We start from the raw sequence: 17,593 nt of genomic DNA on the forward strand, positions 1-17,593 counted from the left end.
CAGACATGTCTTCAGTCGCCGCGTCCGAGGCTCCGGTGACCACCGACCCCCGGGAGGTCTTCCTGCAGCGGGCGGCCGCCGTCGTCGGCCCGGAGAACGTGGTCCGGCCCCACGCAGAGGAGGGCTACATCGACCCGTACCCGCTCCAGGCGGGGCGGGCCAAGTGGCCGGGAGTGCGTCCCGCGAACACGTCGGAAGTGCAGGAGCTCGTCCGCCTCGCGGCCGAGACCGGGACGCCGCTGTGGACGTTCTCCTGCGGGAAGAACCTGGGCTACGGCGGACCCGAGCCAAGAGATCACGGCATGGTCGCGCTCGACCTCTCGCGGATGAACCGCATCCTCAAGGTCGACGCACGCTTGGGCTACGCCGTCGTCGAACCCGGAGTCACGTTCTTCGACCTCTTCGACCACATCCGCGAGCACGGCCTGGACCTCTGGATGAGCGTGCCCGCCCTCGGATGGGGCTCCGTCCTGGGCAACATGCTGGACCGCGGATACGGCATGACGCCGATGGGCGACCACGTGAAGAATCTGTGCGGCCTCGAGGTGGTGCTTCCGGATGGCGACCTCCTGCGCACGGGCATGGGCGCCATGGAGGGAACCGACCTCGGGCCGATCTTCCAAGGCGGCTTCGGCCCAACGCTCGACGGCCTGTTCACGCAGTCGAACCTCGGCGTCGTCGTCTCAGGCGGCCTCTGGCTCATGCCCGCGCCGCAGGCCTTCGCGAACGGGGACATCATGGTCGAGCGCGAAGAGGACCTTCCCGCGCTCATCGACGTCCTGACGCAGCTGCGCCGCGAGGACATCGTGCAGAACAACGCGCTCTGCGGCAACGTCGTGCGGGCGGCCACTATGCGCGGCTCGCGGAGGGACTTCTGGGACGGCGAGGGGTCGATTCCCGACTGGCGGCTTGACGAAATGCGGCGCGAGTTCGGGATCGGCCAATGGAACGCGAAATTCGGGCTCTACGGCGACCCGCGACTCGTGCGGCAGCGCCTCGAGATCGTGCGCGAGCGGGTCACCGCCGCGATTCCGGATGCGCGCGTCGATGCGCGCGTCTATGAGGGGGAGGAGGGCCGGCGCCTCGAGCACGAGCGGATCGCCGAGGCCGACCGTACGCAGATGGCCGGCGTGCCCACCCTCCGCCCGCTCTCCACCGTGGCGTGGGCGGCCGACGACGGCGGCCACATCGACGCGGCGCCCATCATCCCCGCGCGGGGCGAGGAGGTCTACGCGTTCTACCGCGAGGCCAAGGCCCTCTACGCCGAATACGGCTTCGACCTCTATATCGGCTACCACCTGTACCCGCGGCACATGGTGCACGTGACCATGATCTTCTTCGAGCGCGGCAACGAGGAGATGCTCGCGCGTGCACGCGAGCTCTATTCGCGGCTCCTCGACGCCGCGCGGGCCCGTGGCTACGCGCCGTACCGCAGCCACGTGGACTACATGGACCGCATCGCGGCCGGCTTCGACTTCAACGACCACGCGGCCCTGCGCTTCCAGGAGAAGCTCAAGGACGCCGTCGATCCGCTGGGCATCATCGCCCCAGGCAAGCAGGGCGTGTGGCCCGCTCGCCTGCGAGACCATTCCGTAAAGGAGAATTCCCTTGACCGAATCATTGGCTGACGTTCTCACGGAGGTCGATGACCTCTACACGCGGGACGAGTACGCCCCGATCACCGAGGACGACGCCTTTCTCGAGCGGATCGTCCTGAACGCCGAGCTTCCGGCCCTCATGGTCGCGCTCGCGGCGGTGACCGGCGACTTCGACCTCCTGCGCGATGACCTGCGCCCGCCGCAGCCTCCCGTCGACACCGTCGGGAAGCCGCACGGCTTCATGACGGAGGAGCAGCAGGCGGCGGCGCGCGAGCTCGCGCTCGAGGCGCTCAAGCGCGTTCGGGACGAGGGGCTCACCCGCGTGCGCACGCTCTCCGACCATGAGGCGGACCGCGTCGCGGACTGGCTCACGAACGGCGCCGACGCAGCGTACCGACCCCTCCTCAAGCACGACATGGCGCTCGCCCCGCAGTCGAACGGTCGCCCGCGGTGGCGAGTGGACGACGTCGCCCCCGGCCGCTCCTTTTCAGCCGCCGTGGTCGGCTCTGGCGTCGCCGGGATGGCGACGGCGTATCGTCTCAAGCAGGCGGGGATCGACGTGCGGGTGTTCGAGAAGGGCCACGACGTGGGCGGAACGTGGTGGAAGAACACGTACCCCGGAGTGCGCCTCGACACCCCCAACTACGCGTACTCCTTCTCGTTCGCCCAGCGCGACGACTGGCCGCAGCAGTTCTCGCAGGGCCACGAGATCCACGCCTACACGCGGGAGGTGGCCGAGCGCGGCGGGTTCCTCGACGACGTCGTCTACGGGGCCGAAGTGCGCCACATCAGGTGGGACGACGTCGCACGGGTGTGGGAGCTGCACGTCCTGATCGAGGGCGTCCCAACCGTCCACCGGGTCAACGCGGTCTTCACGGCGGTCGGCCAGCTCGACCGGCCCAAGATCCCCGAGACGCCGGGACGCGACCAGTTCGCCGGCGCGCAGATGCACTCGGCCGAGTGGGATCACTCGGTGAGCCTTGAAGGGAAGCGGGTCGCCGTCGTCGGAACGGGCGCGAGCGCGTACCAGATCGTCCCGGCCATCGTGGACCGGGTCGAGTCGCTCACGGTGTTCCAGCGCAGCTCGCCGTGGATGCTCCCCACCCCCATGTACTACGACGACATGCCGGACGCCGTGCTCTGGCTCTCGGAGCACCTGCCCCACTTCGGGCAGTGGCTGCGCCTGTGGCAGCACTGGCTCGGGGTCGAGGGCCGGCAGCACACCACCGTGATCGACCCGGAGTGGAACCAGCCCGGCTCCGTGTCCGAGGTCCATCACCGGGTCCAGGAGAGCCTGCGCGCCCTGCTCGCCGAGCAGTACGCCGACCGCCCGGATCTCCTGCCGAAGGTGACCCCGGATTACCTCCTCGGGGGCAAGCGCATGCTCCGCGACAACGGGGTGTGGGCGGCTTCGCTCAAGAAGCCGCAGACGTCCCTGGTCACCTCTGGGCTCGACCACTTCGTGCCTGAGGGGATCGTCGACGGCGACGGGGTCCTGCACGAGCTCGACGTGGTCGTCTACGCGACGGGGTTCCAGGCGAGCGAGTTCCTCGAGCCGCTGACGATCACCGGGCGCGACGGGCGCGACCTCCACGAATACTGGGGAGGCGACGCCAAGGCGTACCTCGGCATGACCGTCCCGGGGTTCCCCAACCTCTTCATCGTCTCCGGACCCAACACGGGCCACGTGGTCAATGGGAGCCTCTTCTCAATGATTGAGTACGGCCTCGAATATGCGCTCGACGGCATCCACCGCGAGCTCGAGGAGGGCTGGGCCGCGCTCGACCTCCGGCCCGAGGTTCTCGAGGAGTTCTACGAGAGGCTTGACGCCGCGAGCGCCACCAAGGCGTGGGGTCACCCGAGCGTGCACACCTGGTACAAGAACCGCTTCGGACGCGTCTCGCAGATCTGGCCGCTTCCCGTGCTCGAGTACTGGAACCTCACCCGAGCCCTGGATCCCGCGCACTACGAGCCGATCCGATGAGGGAGGCCGTGGTCACCCGGTGCCGCTGGGCGCGGCTTGAGGACGACGGCGACGGGCACCTCGTGCGAGCCGCCGTCGCCCCCGCCCCGGTCGGCACGGTCGACGACCCCGTCGTCTTCCCCCAGCGGGCCGGTGGACTCGATTGGCTCCTCGGGCCCGCCGCAGCCGAGTCGCCGTCGTCCTCCGAGGCCTTTCAGGTGACAGTCTTCGCGCCCGCCGACCTGCCGCCGTCGGGCGCTCCCCTCCTTGTCTACCTCCCGGGCGGAGGGTACGTCTCGGGCGGACCCTCGGTGCGGTGGTACGACGCGACCGAGCTCGCGAGGACTACGGGGGCCGTCGTCGCCATCGTGGGATACCGCCTGGGCGCGGCCGCCTGCTTTGGGGCGCCAGGCTTTGGGGCATCAGGCGCCACGTCGCCACTCGTCGAGGACGTCCTCGCCGGCGTCGAGTGGGTCATCGACCACGCGCGGCACTTCGGAGCGAACCCGGACGACGTGACCCTCGCCGGGCACTCCGCCGGCGCGTGGCTCGCGTTCGTCGCGGCCCAGGATCCGGCGCTCGCGGGGCGGGTGCGCCGGCTCGCGCTGTACAGCCTCCCCTTCCAGCCCCCGCCCGGAGCTCAGGGCTCTCTTGAGCGGCGGAAGATTCTCGCCGAGAACCTCGGGGATGACGACCCGAGCCGGGCAGACGCCGCGTTGCTGACCACCGCCTCGGCCGCGGTCAACAAGGCATGGGCCGGGCGCGGGCTCGGAGTTCAGCCGCTCGCCGGTGGTCGGCTGCGGCCCGACGTTCAGGACTGGGGCGCCGCCGTCGGCCGGTTGCGGGTCGAGCAGGTGCTCTTGGCGACGACGGCGCACGAGGCCCGCGGGCTCATCCCGCCGTTCGCCAGCATTTCCGAGGCTGCGGCGGACGCCTTCCGCGCCGCGCATTTCGACCGTCCTGAGGACCGCCCTTCAGACGGCACGCCCTGGGAGCGGCTCACTGACGACATGACGGAGCACCAGTTCGCCTCGGTGAGCCGCGAACTCGCTGGGGAACTGCGGTGGGCCGGGATCGCGGTGCATGTCTCGCGGTTCGACGTCCCGTCCCCTCTCGCCGGGGCGGGGAGCCCGCACTGCTTCGACGTCCCGTTCGTCTTCCGGAATCGCGAGCAGTGGTGGGATGCACCGATGCTTTCGGGCATGGATTCCGTCTTCGGCTCTGTCGCCGCCGCGTGGGGTGAGCCGCTCGTCCGCGCTCTCGGCGGGGAGAAGCTGCAGACGGCGCCTGGCTTCGTCCGGGCCGTGGGGCTGGAGGATGGCTCGGTGACCGCGGAGGAAGTGCCCGACGAGGGGAGTGGTTCCCCGCTGCGCGTCCGCGAGCCGTGAGGTGCTGCTCAGGTGTCGGTGCGATCGGGGTCGATGAGGGCCAGCCCCAGTTCGGGGCGACTCGTCTTGCGGAGCACGGCTGGGGTCTCGCGGACGATGACTTCGAGCGTGGGCCAGACCTCTCCGCTGAGCAGGTGGCCGCCGCGCGTCGTGCCGTCGGGCAGGCCGAGGACGACGTGGGCGTGGACTTGCGGCCCGTCGTCGGATAGTGCGATGTCCCCGAGGAGGGAGAGCAGTTCGCACTGTTGGTCGACCTCGATGCGCCGGTAGTCCTTGGCCTCCCGGTCGAACCAGCCGACCGTGGCGCGTCTGAAGGCGCCCACGCCGGTAAGCTGGGCGGCGCTGAGCTGGTTGCTCTTCGCGAAGTCGCTGAGCAGCTGGAAGGCGTCCTCGCCGGGCTCGCCCACAACGACGAAGACCGCACCATCATCGCTTGAAAGCCTCGTGCTCTTCATCGAGCCGCCCTCACTCCTTGACCCGACGCGTGAAGACCAGATGGACAACCCCGGAGGGGGAGGGGGTCGCTTCGATCGTGAATCGTTCTTCGAGTCCCTCGAGCCCATCCCAGAGCTGTTCACCGCGGCCCAAGATGATCGGCACCACGACGATGTGCAGGTGGTCGATCAGATCGGCTTCGAGGAACTGCCGAACCGTGCTGACGCCGCCGCCGATCCGGACGTCTTGATCGGGGGCGAGGGCGCGGGCCTGCTTGAGCGCGGCGACCGGGTCGGCATCGACGAAGTGGAAGGTCGTTCCGCCCTCCATCTCGAGCACCGGCCGCGGGTGGTGGGTCAGCACCACGACGGGAGTGTGGAACACGGGGTTGTCGCCCCACCATCCCTTCCACTCCTCGTCCTCCCACGGCCCGCGCTGAGGTCCGAACTTGTTGCGCCCCATAATCTCCACGCCGATCCCGGGACCCCATTGACTGGCGAAGGCCTCGTCGACTCCTCGGGACGGCTCCGAGTCCCCGGGGAGGCCCATCTCACGGAACGTCTTCGTTCCGAAGGCCCATTCCATGAGCCGTGAGCCCGCGTGGCCGAACGGAGCCTCCAGCCGCTGGCCCTCGCCAGCGCCGTAGCCGTCGAGGGAGACCGAGAAGTTGTGCACGCGGACGAGGGACATGTCATCTCCTTGAGGGAATTACCGTGTCGTGTTCGAACCTAATGGCTCCGGATCTGCCACGGAAGGTTCAACACGTCGTGCCCCAACGGCGTTGTGGCAGCTACCGTTGGGCGCATGGCGGATTCTGAGATCCTGCACGTGGACGGCCCCGACGGCGCGCGGGAGGTCAAGCTGAGCAGCCCAGACAAGGTGCTGTGGCCCGGCGTCGAGGGCCGGGAGCCCCTGACCAAGCGCGACCTGGCCCACTATCTGATCTCGGTGGCATCGCCCTTTCTGCGGCTCAACGGCGACCGGCCCATGACCCTGCAGCGCTTCCCGGAAGGAATCGACGGCGAGGAGTTCTTCTCGAAGCGGCCGCCGCGGGGTGCGCCCTCCTATCTCAGGACGGTGACGTGCACCTATCCGTCCCACCGGCGCCATGACCAGCTCGTGTTCGATGAGGCCGCTGCGCTCGCGTGGGCGGCGCAGATGGGAACAGTCACCTTCCATCCGTGGCCGGTGCGCACGGCCAATCTGGATAACCCGGACGAGCTGCGGATCGACCTCGATCCGCAGCCCGGGCGCGATTTCCGGGACGCCGTCACAGCCGCACTGGCGCTGCGCGAGGTCATGGCCGAGGCTGGCCTCAAGGCTTACGCGAAGACCTCGGGCAACCGAGGCGTCCACGTCTACGCACGCATCCGGCCCACGCACGAGTTCCTTCATGTGCGGCACGCCGTCATCGGGATTGCACGCGAACTGGAGCGCCGCATGCCGGACCTCGTGACCACCTCGTGGTGGAAGGAGGAACGCGGCGAGCGGGTCTTCGTCGACTTCAACCAGGCGAACCGCGACCGGACGATCGCTGCCGCGTACTCGCCTCGGCCCCTCCCGCATGCGCCGGTCTCGACCCCGCTGACCTGGGACGAGCTGCGGGACGCCGACCCGCGCGACTTCACGGTCCGCACGGTTCCCGCGCTCGTGGCCGCCCGCGGCTGCCCGTGGGCCGATATCGACGACGCGCCGGGGGACATCTCGGGTGCCCTCGCCTTGTGGGACGCGGACCTCGAGCGCGGGCTCGGGGAGCTCAACTTCCCACCGGACTACCCCAAGATGCCCGGCGAGCCACCGCGGGTGCCGCCGAGCAAGCGCAAGGCGGACCGAGCCGACGAGGACTATTCGGCGCCCAAAGCCGAGCGCGACGCCGAGTGGGGCACGGCGATCGCCCCACCGTACGGGCCGATGCTGGCCAAGCCGGTGAAGAAGCTCCCGGTCGGCGAGTACCTGTACGAGCCCAAGTGGGATGGCTTCCGCTCGATCGTGTGGCGCTCCGGCGATCGGGTGGAGATCGGATCGCGCAATGCCCTGCCCATGACGCGCTACTTCCCGGAGCTCGTCGAGGCCATCGTCGCGAACTTCCCCGACCACTCGGTGATCGACGGCGAAATCGTCCTCGTTGACCCGGAGACCGGCGACCGGCTCAACTTCGATGCTCTTCAGCAGCGAATTCACCCCGCGGCTTCCCGCATCGCCAAGCTGAGCGCCGCGACGCCCGCGAGCTTCGTGGCCTTCGACCTGCTCGCCTTGGGCCAGACGAACTACGTGGAGCGTCCGTTCCGTGAGCGGCGCGCGGCTCTTGAGGAGGCCCTCAAGGACGCCAAGCCCCCGGTCTACCTCACTCAGGCGACCAAGGACCCCGCCCTCGCGCTGGAGTGGTTCAGCTCATTCGAGGGCGCCGGCCTGGATGGCGTCGTCGCCAAGCCTCTCGGAGAGCTCTACGCCGAGGACAAGCGGGTGATGTCCAAGCTCAAGCACGAACGGACGGCCGATTGCGTCCTTGCCGGCTACCGGCCTTACAAGGACGAGCCCGGCGCGATCGGATCCCTGCTCCTGGGCCTGTACAACGCCCAGGGCCAGCTCAATTCGGTGGGCGTCGTCGGGGCGTTTCCACTGGCCCGGCGCAAGGAGCTGTTCGAGGAGCTGCAGCCGCTCGTGACCACGTTCGAGGGGCACCCTTGGGCCTGGGCGCAGCCGGCCGCGGTGCTGCCGGACAACCGCGACCAGTCGGCACCGCGCACCCCCACGGCGGCGGCGCGCTCGCGCTGGAATGCGGACAAGGACCTCTCGTTCGTCCCGCTGAGGCCGGAGCGCGTCGTCGAGGTCAAGTACGACCACATGGAGGGCGAGCGGTTCCGCCACACGGCGCAATGGGTCCAATGGCGCCCGGACCGCTCACCGGAATCGTGCACCTATGACCAGCTCGAGGAACCCGTCAGCTACGACCTCTCCTCGGTCCTGTCCGGGGAACGGCCCGCCTAGCCCGAACTCGACTGCGTAGCGGCACGCCGCCAGTAGGCTAGGTCGGTGGGGAACATTCGCATCGCTGCTCTTGTCGTGTCCGTCGCCCTCCTCAGTGCCGTCCTGACCTCATGCGATGACGGCTCCAAGGCCGCCGCCGAGAAGGCCGCGGGGCAGGTTTCAAGCGCCATCGCCTCCCTCGACGTCTCCCACGCGCCGATTCTGGGCACTGACGCCGGTGCGGCCCAGTCCCAGCTCAAGGACATCGTCGGGGGGCTCGGAGACATCAAGCCCAAGGTGAGCGCCGGGCAGGCGAGCACGAACAATGGCACGACGACGGTACCGCTCGCCTATGAATGGGAGCTCTCGGGCCAGCAGTGGAAATACACGACGACGGCCCAGGTCGCCCAGGAGGGCGGCAACTGGGGGGTCCGCTGGTCGCCTGACCTCCTTGCCCCTGGCCTGAAGGCGGGCGAAGTCCTGGCCGTCAAGTCCGCGGCTCCCCCACGGGCGGACATCCTCGGCTCAGGGGATGCGCCGCTTGTGACCATGCGCCCAGTCAAGCGCGTCGGCATCGACAAGACCTTCGTCGGCGCGGATCGCCTCGACGCGTCGGCTCGGGCGCTCGCTTCCCTCGTGGGGATCGACCCGGGCGAATACGCGAAGCAGGCGGCCGCCTCCGGCCCCAAGGCCTTCGTCCAGGCGATCGTCGTGCGGGACACGCCCGACAGGAAGCCCACCGACGAACAGCTCGGCGCCATTCCCGGCGCCTTCGCGCTGAGCGACACCTTGCCGCTCGCGCCGACGCGCGAGTTCGGCCGCGCCGTCCTCGGGACCGTGGGACAGGCAACGGCGGAGCAGATCGAGAAGTCGGACGGCGAACTTCAGGCGGGAGACCTGACAGGGGCTGGGGGTCTCGAGCAGAAGTACGATGATCAGCTTCGCGGCAAGGACGGTGTCACTGTGCTCGCCGTCGCTCAGGGGAGCGCCGCCTCCTCGGCGCCGACCGCGAGCGGCGGGGCGTCGCCGTCGTCCGCTCCCTCCACGGCCCCCTCGCAGCAGGCGGGGACCCGCATGCTCTTCTCGAGCGCCCCTCAGCCGGGCAAACCCGTCCGCACCACCATCGACCCGCGCCTGCAGCAGCTCGCGGACGACACGCTCGCATCGGTGGGGCCGGCCTCCGCCATTGTCGCGATCAGGCCCTCGGACGGCTCGGTGCTCGCCGCCGCGAGCGGTCCCGGCAGCAACGGATACAACACGGCGATGCTCGGCCAATACGCCCCCGGTTCGATCTTCAAGACCGTCGACTCGCTCGCCCTCCTCAGGCAAGGCGCAACGCCGGATCTCCCCGTCCAGTGCACGCCGACCCTGACCGTGGACGGGAAGACCTTCCAGAACGCCACCGGATATCCGGCGGACCACCTCGGCACGATCTCCCTCCGGGACGCCTATGCGCACTCGTGCAACACGGCCTTCATCTCGCAGCGCGACAAGGTGACGCAGGAGCAGCTCGCCGCGTCGGCGTCGTCGCTCGGCGTCGGCATCGAGGCGCCGCTGCTCGGCGCCGACGGCTTCCTCGGCTCGGTGCCTCCCGACGCGGCGTCGGCGACCGAGCACGCCGCGTCCATGATCGGCCAAGGCAAGATCCTGATGTCCCCGCTCGCGGCGGCGGTCATGGCCGCCTCGGTGCAGAAGGGGTCCGTCGTCTCGCCGCGGCTCGTGCTGAACGTCGGCGAGGACGAGGAAGAGCCGAGCGGGAGCGCGTCTCCGAGCCCGACCACCAAGGCCGGGGGCGGCTCCAAGCCCGTCACCCAGACCGAGGCGGCAGCGCTCCAGGACATGATGCGGGCCGTGGTCACGAGCGGCCACGCCGGCTTCCTCCTCTCCGTCCCGGGAGCGCCCGTGGGTGCCAAGACGGGCACCGCCGAATTCGGAAGCGACAACCCGCCGAAGACGCATGCCTGGATCATCGGAACGCACGGCGACCTCGCCGTCGCCGTCTTCGTCGACGAGGGCGGCCTCGGCGCCACCGTCTCCGGCCCGCTGCTGACCAACTTCCTCACGAAGGCCGGTCAATGAACCTCCCAGAGGACCAGCCCTTGACCGCAGCCTCAGCCACCCAGCCGGATCGAGCCCTCATCCGCCGTGCCGCCATCGCGACCTTCGTCATCTTCGCGACCAACGGATTCATCTTCGCCAGCTGGGCAGCGCGCATTCCCGCCGTCACCGAGACGCTGACGCTCTCGACCGGCGAAATGGGGCTGGTCCTGCTCATCGGCGCGATCGGGTCGCTGTGTGCCATGCCGCTGGTCGGGCCGGTTTCCTCGAAGGTCGGGATCATCCGGACCGTCCGGCTAGGGGGCGTGCTCGCGGTCGCCGCCGGCGGCACCCTCGCCGCGGGCCTTCTGGCCCACTCGGTGGTGGTGGTCGCGGCCGGGCTCGCGGTCTTCGGCGTGGGCATCGCGTTCTGGGACGTGGCGCAGAACATCGAGGGCGCGGACGTCGAGCACCGCCTGGGCCGGACGATCATGCCGCAGTTCCACGCGGGCTTCAGCGGCGGCGCCGTGCTCGGCGCGCTCGTGGGGGCCGCCCTGAGCGCGCTCGGTGTCCCGCTGCCGACGCACCTCGCGGCGATCATGATCGCGGTCCTCATCATCATGATCCTCGTGCCGCGGCACTTCCTGCCGCTCACTCAGCACGAGATGCCAGCCGCCGTCGAGCTAACCGCCGAGGCAGCGGCCGACGGCGTGTCCCCGGCTCCCGCACCGAAGGAACCGGGCGGGGCGCTCGCCGCGTGGACCCACCGGCGCACGCTGCTCATCGGCGTCGTCGTGCTCGGGGCAACGCTCACGGAAGGCGCCGGCAACGACTGGATCTCGAAGGGCGTGGTCGACGGCCTCGGCTCGAGCGAGGCCGCAGGGGCCGGGCTGTTTGCCCTGTTCGTGGGGGCCATGACGGTGGCCCGCTGGTTCGGCGGCCGCATCATCGACCGACTCGGGCGCGTCACGGCGTTGCGGCTCAGCATGGTTTCGGCCCTCGTGGGGCTTGCCCTGTATTCCCTCTCGGGCATGTACTGGTTGTCTGCCCTCGGGGCACTCCTGTGGGGCCTCGGGGCCGCGCTCGCCTTCCCGATGGGCATGTCCGCGGCTTCGGATGATCCCCGGCACGCGGCCGCCCGAGTCTCGGTGGTTTCGACCATCGGCTACATAGCGTTCCTCGCGGGCCCGCCGTTCCTCGGCTTCCTCGGCGATCGCGTGGGCCTGCGCTTTGCGCTCCTGGCCATCCTCGTGCCGATCGCCGTCGCGCTCGTGCTCGCGGGTGCCACCCGCCGCGAAGAGGCATAGCGCCCCGCGGCGCCCCCTCCGCAAGCGGAAGCGGAGGGAGCGCCGAAGGGTCAGCCCTCGCTCGTGGCCCTCAGCGCGCGGCGGACAAAGTAGCCGAGCGCCACGATCGCGGCCAGCACCAGGATCCCCACGACGATCGCCCACACGGGGACATCGACGGCGGAGCCTTGGCTCGCAGGGGCGGACGCCGTCGGACTCGCGGCAGGTGCAGCCGCGCTCGGGGATCCGCTGCCCGCGGCCGTCGCCGTGAACGTGAACGTGCCCTCGATCGGATGCGAGTCGGAGGACACCACCCGCCACACCACGGTGTAAGTGCCAGCCGGGGCGCCAGGCTTGATCGCCTGGCTGACGTTGTTGTCCACCACCTGAGCAGGGCCGTCGGCCTGATTCGCGCCGGTCGCGTCCTTGACGAGAATCTCGGTCCCGATGGCGATCGGCGTGTGATCGTACGTGAGGACGATCGAGGCCGGGACGGAGGCGACCGTCGACCCGTTGGCGGGGTTCGTCGACTCCAGGACGTCGTGCGCTTGAGCGGCGCTCGCCGGAAGCGCAAGCGCGGCCGCAAGCCCGACGACGACGGCAGCCCGAGTCCAGAGCCTCCTCATCACTTGTCAGCCTTGCGGCGTCCGGCCAGAACGAGCGCGAGCGCCGCCGCGCCGAGGATGGCCCCGAGGGCGCCGAGCACCAGACCCCAGACGCCCGCGACGTCGCTCGTCTGCGAAGCCGCCGTGGCCGTCGTCGTGCCTTGGGCGACCGCAGCTGAGGTGCTGGTGCTCGGCGCCGGAGTCGCGTCGTCAGCCGCCGTCGTCGTGAAGGACGGGGCCGGGTGCTTCGGCTCGGGCTGGCCGTCCTGGGCCGTCTCGTCCCAGTTCACCACCGAGCCGTCCGTGTACGTCTGGGCAGCGGGAAGCACCACTTTCGTTCCCGCGGCCGGCAGTTTGCCGACGGAGAGGGAGAAGGTCTGGTACTGGTTCTGGCCGATCTCGTGCGCAGCGTCATTCGCGGTCCAGACCACCGAGGTCGGCGCCTTGGTGACGGTCGAGCCGCCCACGGTAACCGGCTTCGGGAGCTCGCTGGTGATGACTTGGGCGGTCCAGCCGTCGATCTGCTTGACCGAGACTGACGTGAACGGGGTGTCGGTGGGCAGCTTGACCTCGAGCTTGTTCGTCTTGGCCGTCGCCGACTCGTTCGGGACGTTGAGCGTCAGGTGGGAGTAGCCGTTGGCGCCGGTGTCGTCGGGGTTGACGGTGACGTGCGCAGAGGCGGCGCCGGCGCCCAGAGCAACCATCGCGGCGGTCGTTGCGGCGGTGCCGACCAGCGTGAGGGTACGGCGGAGGGACTTCTTCATGGTTTGCATAGCCTTCGGTACTGACGGGCACGGCTGTGCCCGGGAGGGACGGAGGAACTTCGCGCGGGGCGCGAGTGAGCTGAGGGACGCCTCAGGCGACCGCGGGCGACTGCGGGGGCCCACGCCGCGCAGGCAGGCACAGTGTGCGCCAGGCCGGAGAGAGAGGTTCCTCGGAGAAGGCCGGAAGGGCCGGAGCCGGGTGGGGGGCGAACGCTGCGAGCAGTCGGACCAGGGGCGTCAGCCATGCGAGCAGCGCCCATAGCGCCTGCTCGCCGCGGGCGAGCACAAGCGCGGTCGCGATCGTGGCAAAGATGTGCCCGACGAGCATGAGGGCGCTGTCGCCGTGGAGGTGATCACTCGTGCTTGGCGCGGAGAGCGCGGCGAGGACATGCACGTGGCTCGCGGACGGCGGAGGCGCGGCGGACGCTGAGACTGAGAGTGCGTCGAACGCCCAGTGCAGCCCCAGCTGACCCGCGCCCAGCATGCCGAGCATGACGACCACTGAGATCTTGCGCCCCGCCAGCGCGATGGCGGGCACGAGGACGAGGGCGAGGATTCCGACCACGATGAGCGGGTCGGGGAGCGCGCCCCCGCCAGCCACGTGGGCCCCGGCGGCGAGGAAGACGGTGGCTCCGCCGACGACGGCGGCACGGGCGAGCCTGAACAGGGCACGCATGCTCACACCGCCTTCCGTCGACAGGGGAAGCCACTAGGACAGGGGAAGCCATCAGGACAGGAGAAGCCCCATCGGCAACTGTCACTACTCTACGGATGGGCGCCGACACGTGGGGAATCGGCCGAGGATTTCGGTGGTTCAGATCGTCTGCGTCAAGGCCTGCAGGCCGAGGCTGGCGAGGGCTACCGCCACCCACAGCAAGCCGCCGAGCACGAGCGGCCGCGGACCGGCCTTGCGCATCTCGGCGAACCGGAGGCTGAGGCCGATGCCCGCAAGGGCGACCGTGATGAGGAAGGTCCCGAATGCTGACAGCCCGGGATGCCATGCGGGCGGGATGGCGCCGACCGTGTCGAGACCGGCTGCGATGAGGAAGCCGATGAGGAAGGCCGGGACCATCCGGCGCCAGGGCATGCGGGCTGGGAGGCCGTGACCGTCCACTCGCATGCGGCGGGCACGCAGGGCAGCGAGGACCATGACGATGGGGATGATCATGAGCGAGCGCGTGAGCTTGACGACGATCGCATACGAGGCCGCCCCGCCACCGTAGCTCGCCGCCGCGGCGACGACCGAGGAGGTGTCGTTGACGGCCGTGCCGCTCCACAGGCCGAACGAGTGGGCGCTGAGGCCGAGCAGATGGCCGATGGGCGGGAACAGGAGAACGGCCGCGATGTTGAACGTGAAGATCGTGCCGATCGCGTAGGCGACATCCGACTCTTTCGGCTTGATCGCGGCAGAAGTCGCCGCGATCGCCGATGCTCCGCAGATCCCCGTCCCGACCCCGATGAGGGTGCGGGTGTCGGGGTCGAGCCCGAGCAGGCGGCCCAGGAGCGCCGCGCCGCCGAGCGCCACTGCCAGGGTCCCGAGCATGACAGGAAGGGAGCTTCCGCCGACCTGCGCGACCTGCTGCAGGGAGAGGCCCGTTCCGAGCACCACAACGGCGGCCTGCAGCACGTGGGTCCCAGCGGCGCGGTACCCGGCCCTCCACATATGGCCCCTGAGCGGACGGATGAGGGTGGCCGCGAGCAACCCGAGCAGAATGCCGAACACGGGTCCGCCAATGAGCGGCGCGGTCTGCCCCAAGAGGGTCGCGGCGAGGGCCACGGCGACCGCGACCGCGAGGCCGGGGAGCGCCCTCAAGAGGGCAGTGCGGTTCTTCGTCAGTTCCGACTCCGACCTTGGTGCTGGCAGGCCTGACGTGTCGCTGACGGAGTTCACGTATTCCACTTTGTACCCAATTCGTACTCGCCAGTAGAGGGCGATTGGGCATGGGGGCATGCTCTGCTGATATGAGTGCGGAGGATATTGGTCAGGCGGCCCCGGCGAGAGCGAGTTGGACTACCCGGACCACCACGAGGATCATCGCCACGATCAGGTAGACCCACAGCACACCGAGGCCGAGGCGGCGGGTGAGCGAGAGCTGAGGTCGCTCGAGCAGCGCCAGCGGCGGCATCCGCCAGGTGAGTCGCTGGGAGCGGTCGACGGCGGCTGCGGGCTGCGCCGTGAGCTCGCCTCTAGCACGGGAGCGGATTCTCAGGGCGCCGACCACTGCGGCGGTCACGATGGCGAGGACGACTCCGGCGATGAGGATCCCGATGATGGCGCCGCCGCCAAGGTCCGGGAAGAGCGTCGCCGCGGTGAGGACCACCGAGAGGATCACGAGGATCGCGATGACGATCGACGTGAAGATGTTCATCGCCTTGCCGTTGACCCACGGGCCCATGACGGCCTTGTCGTTGCACAGCAGCAGGAGGAACAGGGTCGCAGAGGGCAGCAGCACGCCGGCCAGGACTTGGACGCCGACCGTGAGGAGCCCGAGAGGGCTGCCGGGAACGATCACGATGACGGCGGAGATGAGGATGATGCCTGCGAAGGCGGCGTAGAAGCCCTTGGCCTCGCTGACCTTCCGGTGCAGGGAGTGCTTGAGCCCGAGGACGTCGCCGAGTGCGTAGGAAGTCGAGAGCCCGACGGCGGCGGCGCCGATGATCGAGGCATCGATCAGGGCCAGGGCGAACAGGATGCCCGCGAGATGGCCGAGGTACTTCCCCAAGCCGTCGGCCACGCCTCCGGCGTCCGTGAACTGGCCGAACTCAGGGCGGCCGGCGAACGTGAACGCTGTGAAGGAGATGATCGCCCCCGCCGCGATGACCACGATGACGATCCCGAGCCAGAGGTCGGCCTTCTCGTACTTCAGATAGCGCGGCGTGATCCGCTTGTCGATCACGTAGGACTGCTGGAAGAACAGCTGCCAGGGGGCGATGGTCGTACCGACGATCGCGATGATCAGCAGTGTCACGTCCGAGATGCTCGACCCAGCGGGCACGCCCGGGATGAGGAGGCCGTGGGCGATCTGGCCATAATCCGGGGCGGACAGGAAGAAGATCGGCACGAGCATCAGCGAGCCGAACACCAGGACCATGCAGACGCGCTCGAAGCGCTGGAACGAGCCCGTGCTCGTGGCTCCCACGACCACGAGGGCGGCGACGATCACCCCGGGGATCTTGGGGACGCCGAGGTACGAGAGTCCGATGCTGATGCCGATGAACTCGGTGACGATCGTGAGCGCGTTGAGGATGAACAGGTCGATCACGCTGAACGCGCCCCAGAACTTCCCGAAGCGCTCCACGATGAGGCGGGCGTGGCCCACACCGGTCACTGCTCCGAGCCGGAGGACCATCTCCTGGTTCACGTACAGCACCGGGACAAGGAGAAGGAGTGTCCACAAAAGGCTGGTGCCGTAGTTCTGCCCGGCCTGCGTGTACGTGCCGAACGCACCGGCGTCGTTGTCGCCCACCATGACGATCAGGCCGGGCCCGATGATGGCCAGAAGCGTCTTGATTCGAGCTCGCCAAGTTCGAGTCCCTGACGTGTCGTCCAAGCGGATCGTGCCGAAGGCTCCCTTGATGTCGCCAACATGGGCAGAATCGAGGGCGGAAGGCGCATGGGTGAGGGTTGTTTCGGTCATCGGGACCTGCTTCCTCCCAGCGGTGGCCGGGGATCGTGAAGCGGGCACGCCGAAAGGGCCCTGAGTCGGGCCGCGAGGGCATGCGGGAACGGTGAGGTGCGCTGCTGAACCGGTGGCGGTCAGATGGAGCGCACGGAGGTACTACTGTCACCGCACGACATGGCGGATCACCTCCCGGGCTCGACTTCACGTGCCTCGGAGGCCCCGAGCAGTTCGCCCGGGATGCCCTTCCTCGTAAGACCTTTGGCACTTCGCGTCGTGACCCTCGGATGAGGGAGCCAATCGGGGTTGCCCCTTAGCCCGGGGCAGCCTGTCCTGACCGGTGGCGTCTCTCGACGTTTAGGGTCGCTGGCTTGTTTCCGCGAAGGAGCCTCAGCTAACGAACGGCACCTTGCGTGCACAGAATACACGCCGGACCTCGGAGCACAACTCAGAAACCGGCCCGAGGTCCCTCGTCAGTTGCCGCCGCTCCCCGCGCCACTGCCTTGCGTCGCGCGGTTGCGGCCGAAGCCACCGTTCTGGCCAGTGCCAGCCCCATTCTGGCTAGATCCTGCGCCGGTTCCGGCGCCGGTGCCCGCGCCAGTCTGGCCAGTGCCCGCTCCCGGGGTGAACTGCGAGAAGTTCGCGCGGTTCGACCCACCGGTCCGCGTGTCGACGGCCTTCTGGATCGCCGCCCCGCCGAGCGCGCCGGCGAGCACGAGGCACACGCAGACGAGGATCTTGGTGAGGCGCCCCATCCGGTACCGCGGGGCTGGGACGAAGGGCTCGTCGTCGTCCATCACGGGGGCCTGAGCAGGCGCGGAGGCGCCCCACACCGGTGCGCCCCAGCCGGCGGCCGGCTGTGCCGCAGTGACGGACGCAGTAGCGGGCGGCTCAATGGCTTCGGTGGGTGCTGTTGGCTCAGTCATGGGA

General features: G+C 69.5%; 14 protein-coding genes and 1 riboswitch. Of the genes, 6 read left to right on the forward strand and 8 right to left on the reverse strand.

Features of this window, described 5'->3' with window-relative positions:
* Positions 1-5 precede the first annotated feature (5 nt).
* Genes E5679_RS17115 through E5679_RS17125 form a run of 3 tightly spaced genes read left to right on the forward strand, consistent with a single transcriptional unit; the run spans position 6 to position 4,949 of the window.
* Complete coding sequence (locus E5679_RS17115; RefSeq protein ID WP_138418107.1) at positions 6-1,628, forward strand: FAD-binding oxidoreductase; 1,623 nt, start codon at positions 6-8, stop codon at positions 1,626-1,628.
* Positions 1,609-3,582 carry a flavin-containing monooxygenase gene (locus tag E5679_RS17120; RefSeq protein ID WP_138418109.1) on the forward strand — a complete coding sequence of 658 codons (1,974 nt, stop codon included), beginning with the start codon at positions 1,609-1,611 and terminating at the stop codon, positions 3,580-3,582. Before E5679_RS17115 ends, E5679_RS17120 begins: the two co-directional genes overlap by 20 nt.
* Positions 3,579-4,949, forward strand: a complete 1,371-nt coding sequence (locus E5679_RS17125; protein WP_138418111.1) for a carboxylesterase family protein — start codon at positions 3,579-3,581, stop codon at positions 4,947-4,949. The genes E5679_RS17120 and E5679_RS17125 overlap by 4 nt, the downstream gene beginning before the upstream one ends.
* 8 nt (positions 4,950-4,957) lie before the next feature.
* On the opposite strand, the gene E5679_RS17130 is transcribed toward E5679_RS17125, so the two are convergent.
* On the reverse strand, positions 4,958-5,404 hold the full coding sequence (locus tag E5679_RS17130) for a PPC domain-containing DNA-binding protein (protein WP_138418114.1): 447 nt from the start codon (positions 5,402-5,404) through the stop codon (positions 4,958-4,960).
* A 10-nt stretch (positions 5,405-5,414) separates the two neighbouring features.
* Positions 5,415-6,074: a dihydrofolate reductase family protein gene (locus E5679_RS17135; RefSeq protein WP_138418116.1), complete on the reverse strand. Its 660-nt coding sequence runs from the start codon at positions 6,072-6,074 to the stop codon at positions 5,415-5,417.
* Between the two features lie 114 nt (positions 6,075-6,188).
* Between E5679_RS17135 and E5679_RS17140 the strand changes: the two genes are divergently transcribed.
* From E5679_RS17140 to E5679_RS17150, 3 genes are read left to right on the forward strand one after another with little or no spacing between them, the layout of a single operon-like run.
* Positions 6,189-8,372: an ATP-dependent DNA ligase gene (locus E5679_RS17140; protein WP_138418118.1), complete on the forward strand. Its 2,184-nt coding sequence runs from the start codon at positions 6,189-6,191 to the stop codon at positions 8,370-8,372.
* 45 nt (positions 8,373-8,417) lie between these two features.
* On the forward strand, positions 8,418-10,430 hold the full coding sequence (locus E5679_RS17145) for a penicillin-binding transpeptidase domain-containing protein (RefSeq protein WP_138418120.1): 2,013 nt from the start codon (positions 8,418-8,420) through the stop codon (positions 10,428-10,430).
* Positions 10,431-10,450: 20 nt separating this feature from the next.
* Positions 10,451-11,695 carry an MFS transporter gene (locus tag E5679_RS17150; protein WP_249336207.1) on the forward strand — a complete coding sequence of 415 codons (1,245 nt, stop codon included), beginning with the start codon at positions 10,451-10,453 and terminating at the stop codon, positions 11,693-11,695.
* 50 nt (positions 11,696-11,745) lie between these two features.
* Here the strand turns inward: E5679_RS17150 and E5679_RS17155 are convergent, their stop codons facing one another.
* The 6 genes from E5679_RS17155 to E5679_RS20935 all read right to left on the reverse strand — a co-directional run bounded on the left by E5679_RS17155 (position 11,746) and on the right by E5679_RS20935 (position 17,589).
* Complete coding sequence (locus E5679_RS17155) at positions 11,746-12,300, reverse strand: copper resistance CopC family protein (protein ID WP_138418124.1); 555 nt, start codon at positions 12,298-12,300, stop codon at positions 11,746-11,748.
* Positions 12,300-13,043 carry a YcnI family copper-binding membrane protein gene (locus E5679_RS17160; protein WP_138418126.1) on the reverse strand — a complete coding sequence of 248 codons (744 nt, stop codon included), beginning with the start codon at positions 13,041-13,043 and terminating at the stop codon, positions 12,300-12,302. Before E5679_RS17160 ends, E5679_RS17155 begins: the two co-directional genes overlap by 1 nt.
* A gap of 91 nt (positions 13,044-13,134) precedes the next feature.
* The gene (locus E5679_RS17165; RefSeq protein WP_138418189.1) at positions 13,135-13,719 is read right to left on the reverse strand and encodes a hypothetical protein; all 585 of its coding nucleotides are present in this window, start codon (positions 13,717-13,719) and stop codon (positions 13,135-13,137) included.
* Between the two features lie 138 nt (positions 13,720-13,857).
* Positions 13,858-14,934 carry a YeiH family protein gene (locus E5679_RS17170; protein WP_249336208.1) on the reverse strand — a complete coding sequence of 359 codons (1,077 nt, stop codon included), beginning with the start codon at positions 14,932-14,934 and terminating at the stop codon, positions 13,858-13,860.
* 91 nt (positions 14,935-15,025) lie between these two features.
* Positions 15,026-16,681: an NRAMP family divalent metal transporter gene (locus E5679_RS17175; RefSeq protein ID WP_138418130.1), complete on the reverse strand. Its 1,656-nt coding sequence runs from the start codon at positions 16,679-16,681 to the stop codon at positions 15,026-15,028.
* Positions 16,682-16,902: 221 nt separating this feature from the next.
* A riboswitch (M-box (ykoK) riboswitch) is annotated at positions 16,903-17,072 on the reverse strand.
* 64 nt (positions 17,073-17,136) lie between these two features.
* Entirely contained in the window at positions 17,137-17,589 is a 453-nt protein-coding gene (locus E5679_RS20935; protein WP_171042428.1) for a hypothetical protein, read from the reverse strand.
* Positions 17,590-17,593 lie beyond the last annotated feature (4 nt).

It is taken from the genome of Sinomonas gamaensis (assembly GCF_005876955.1).
Classification (GTDB): domain Bacteria; phylum Actinomycetota; class Actinomycetes; order Actinomycetales; family Micrococcaceae; genus Sinomonas; species Sinomonas gamaensis.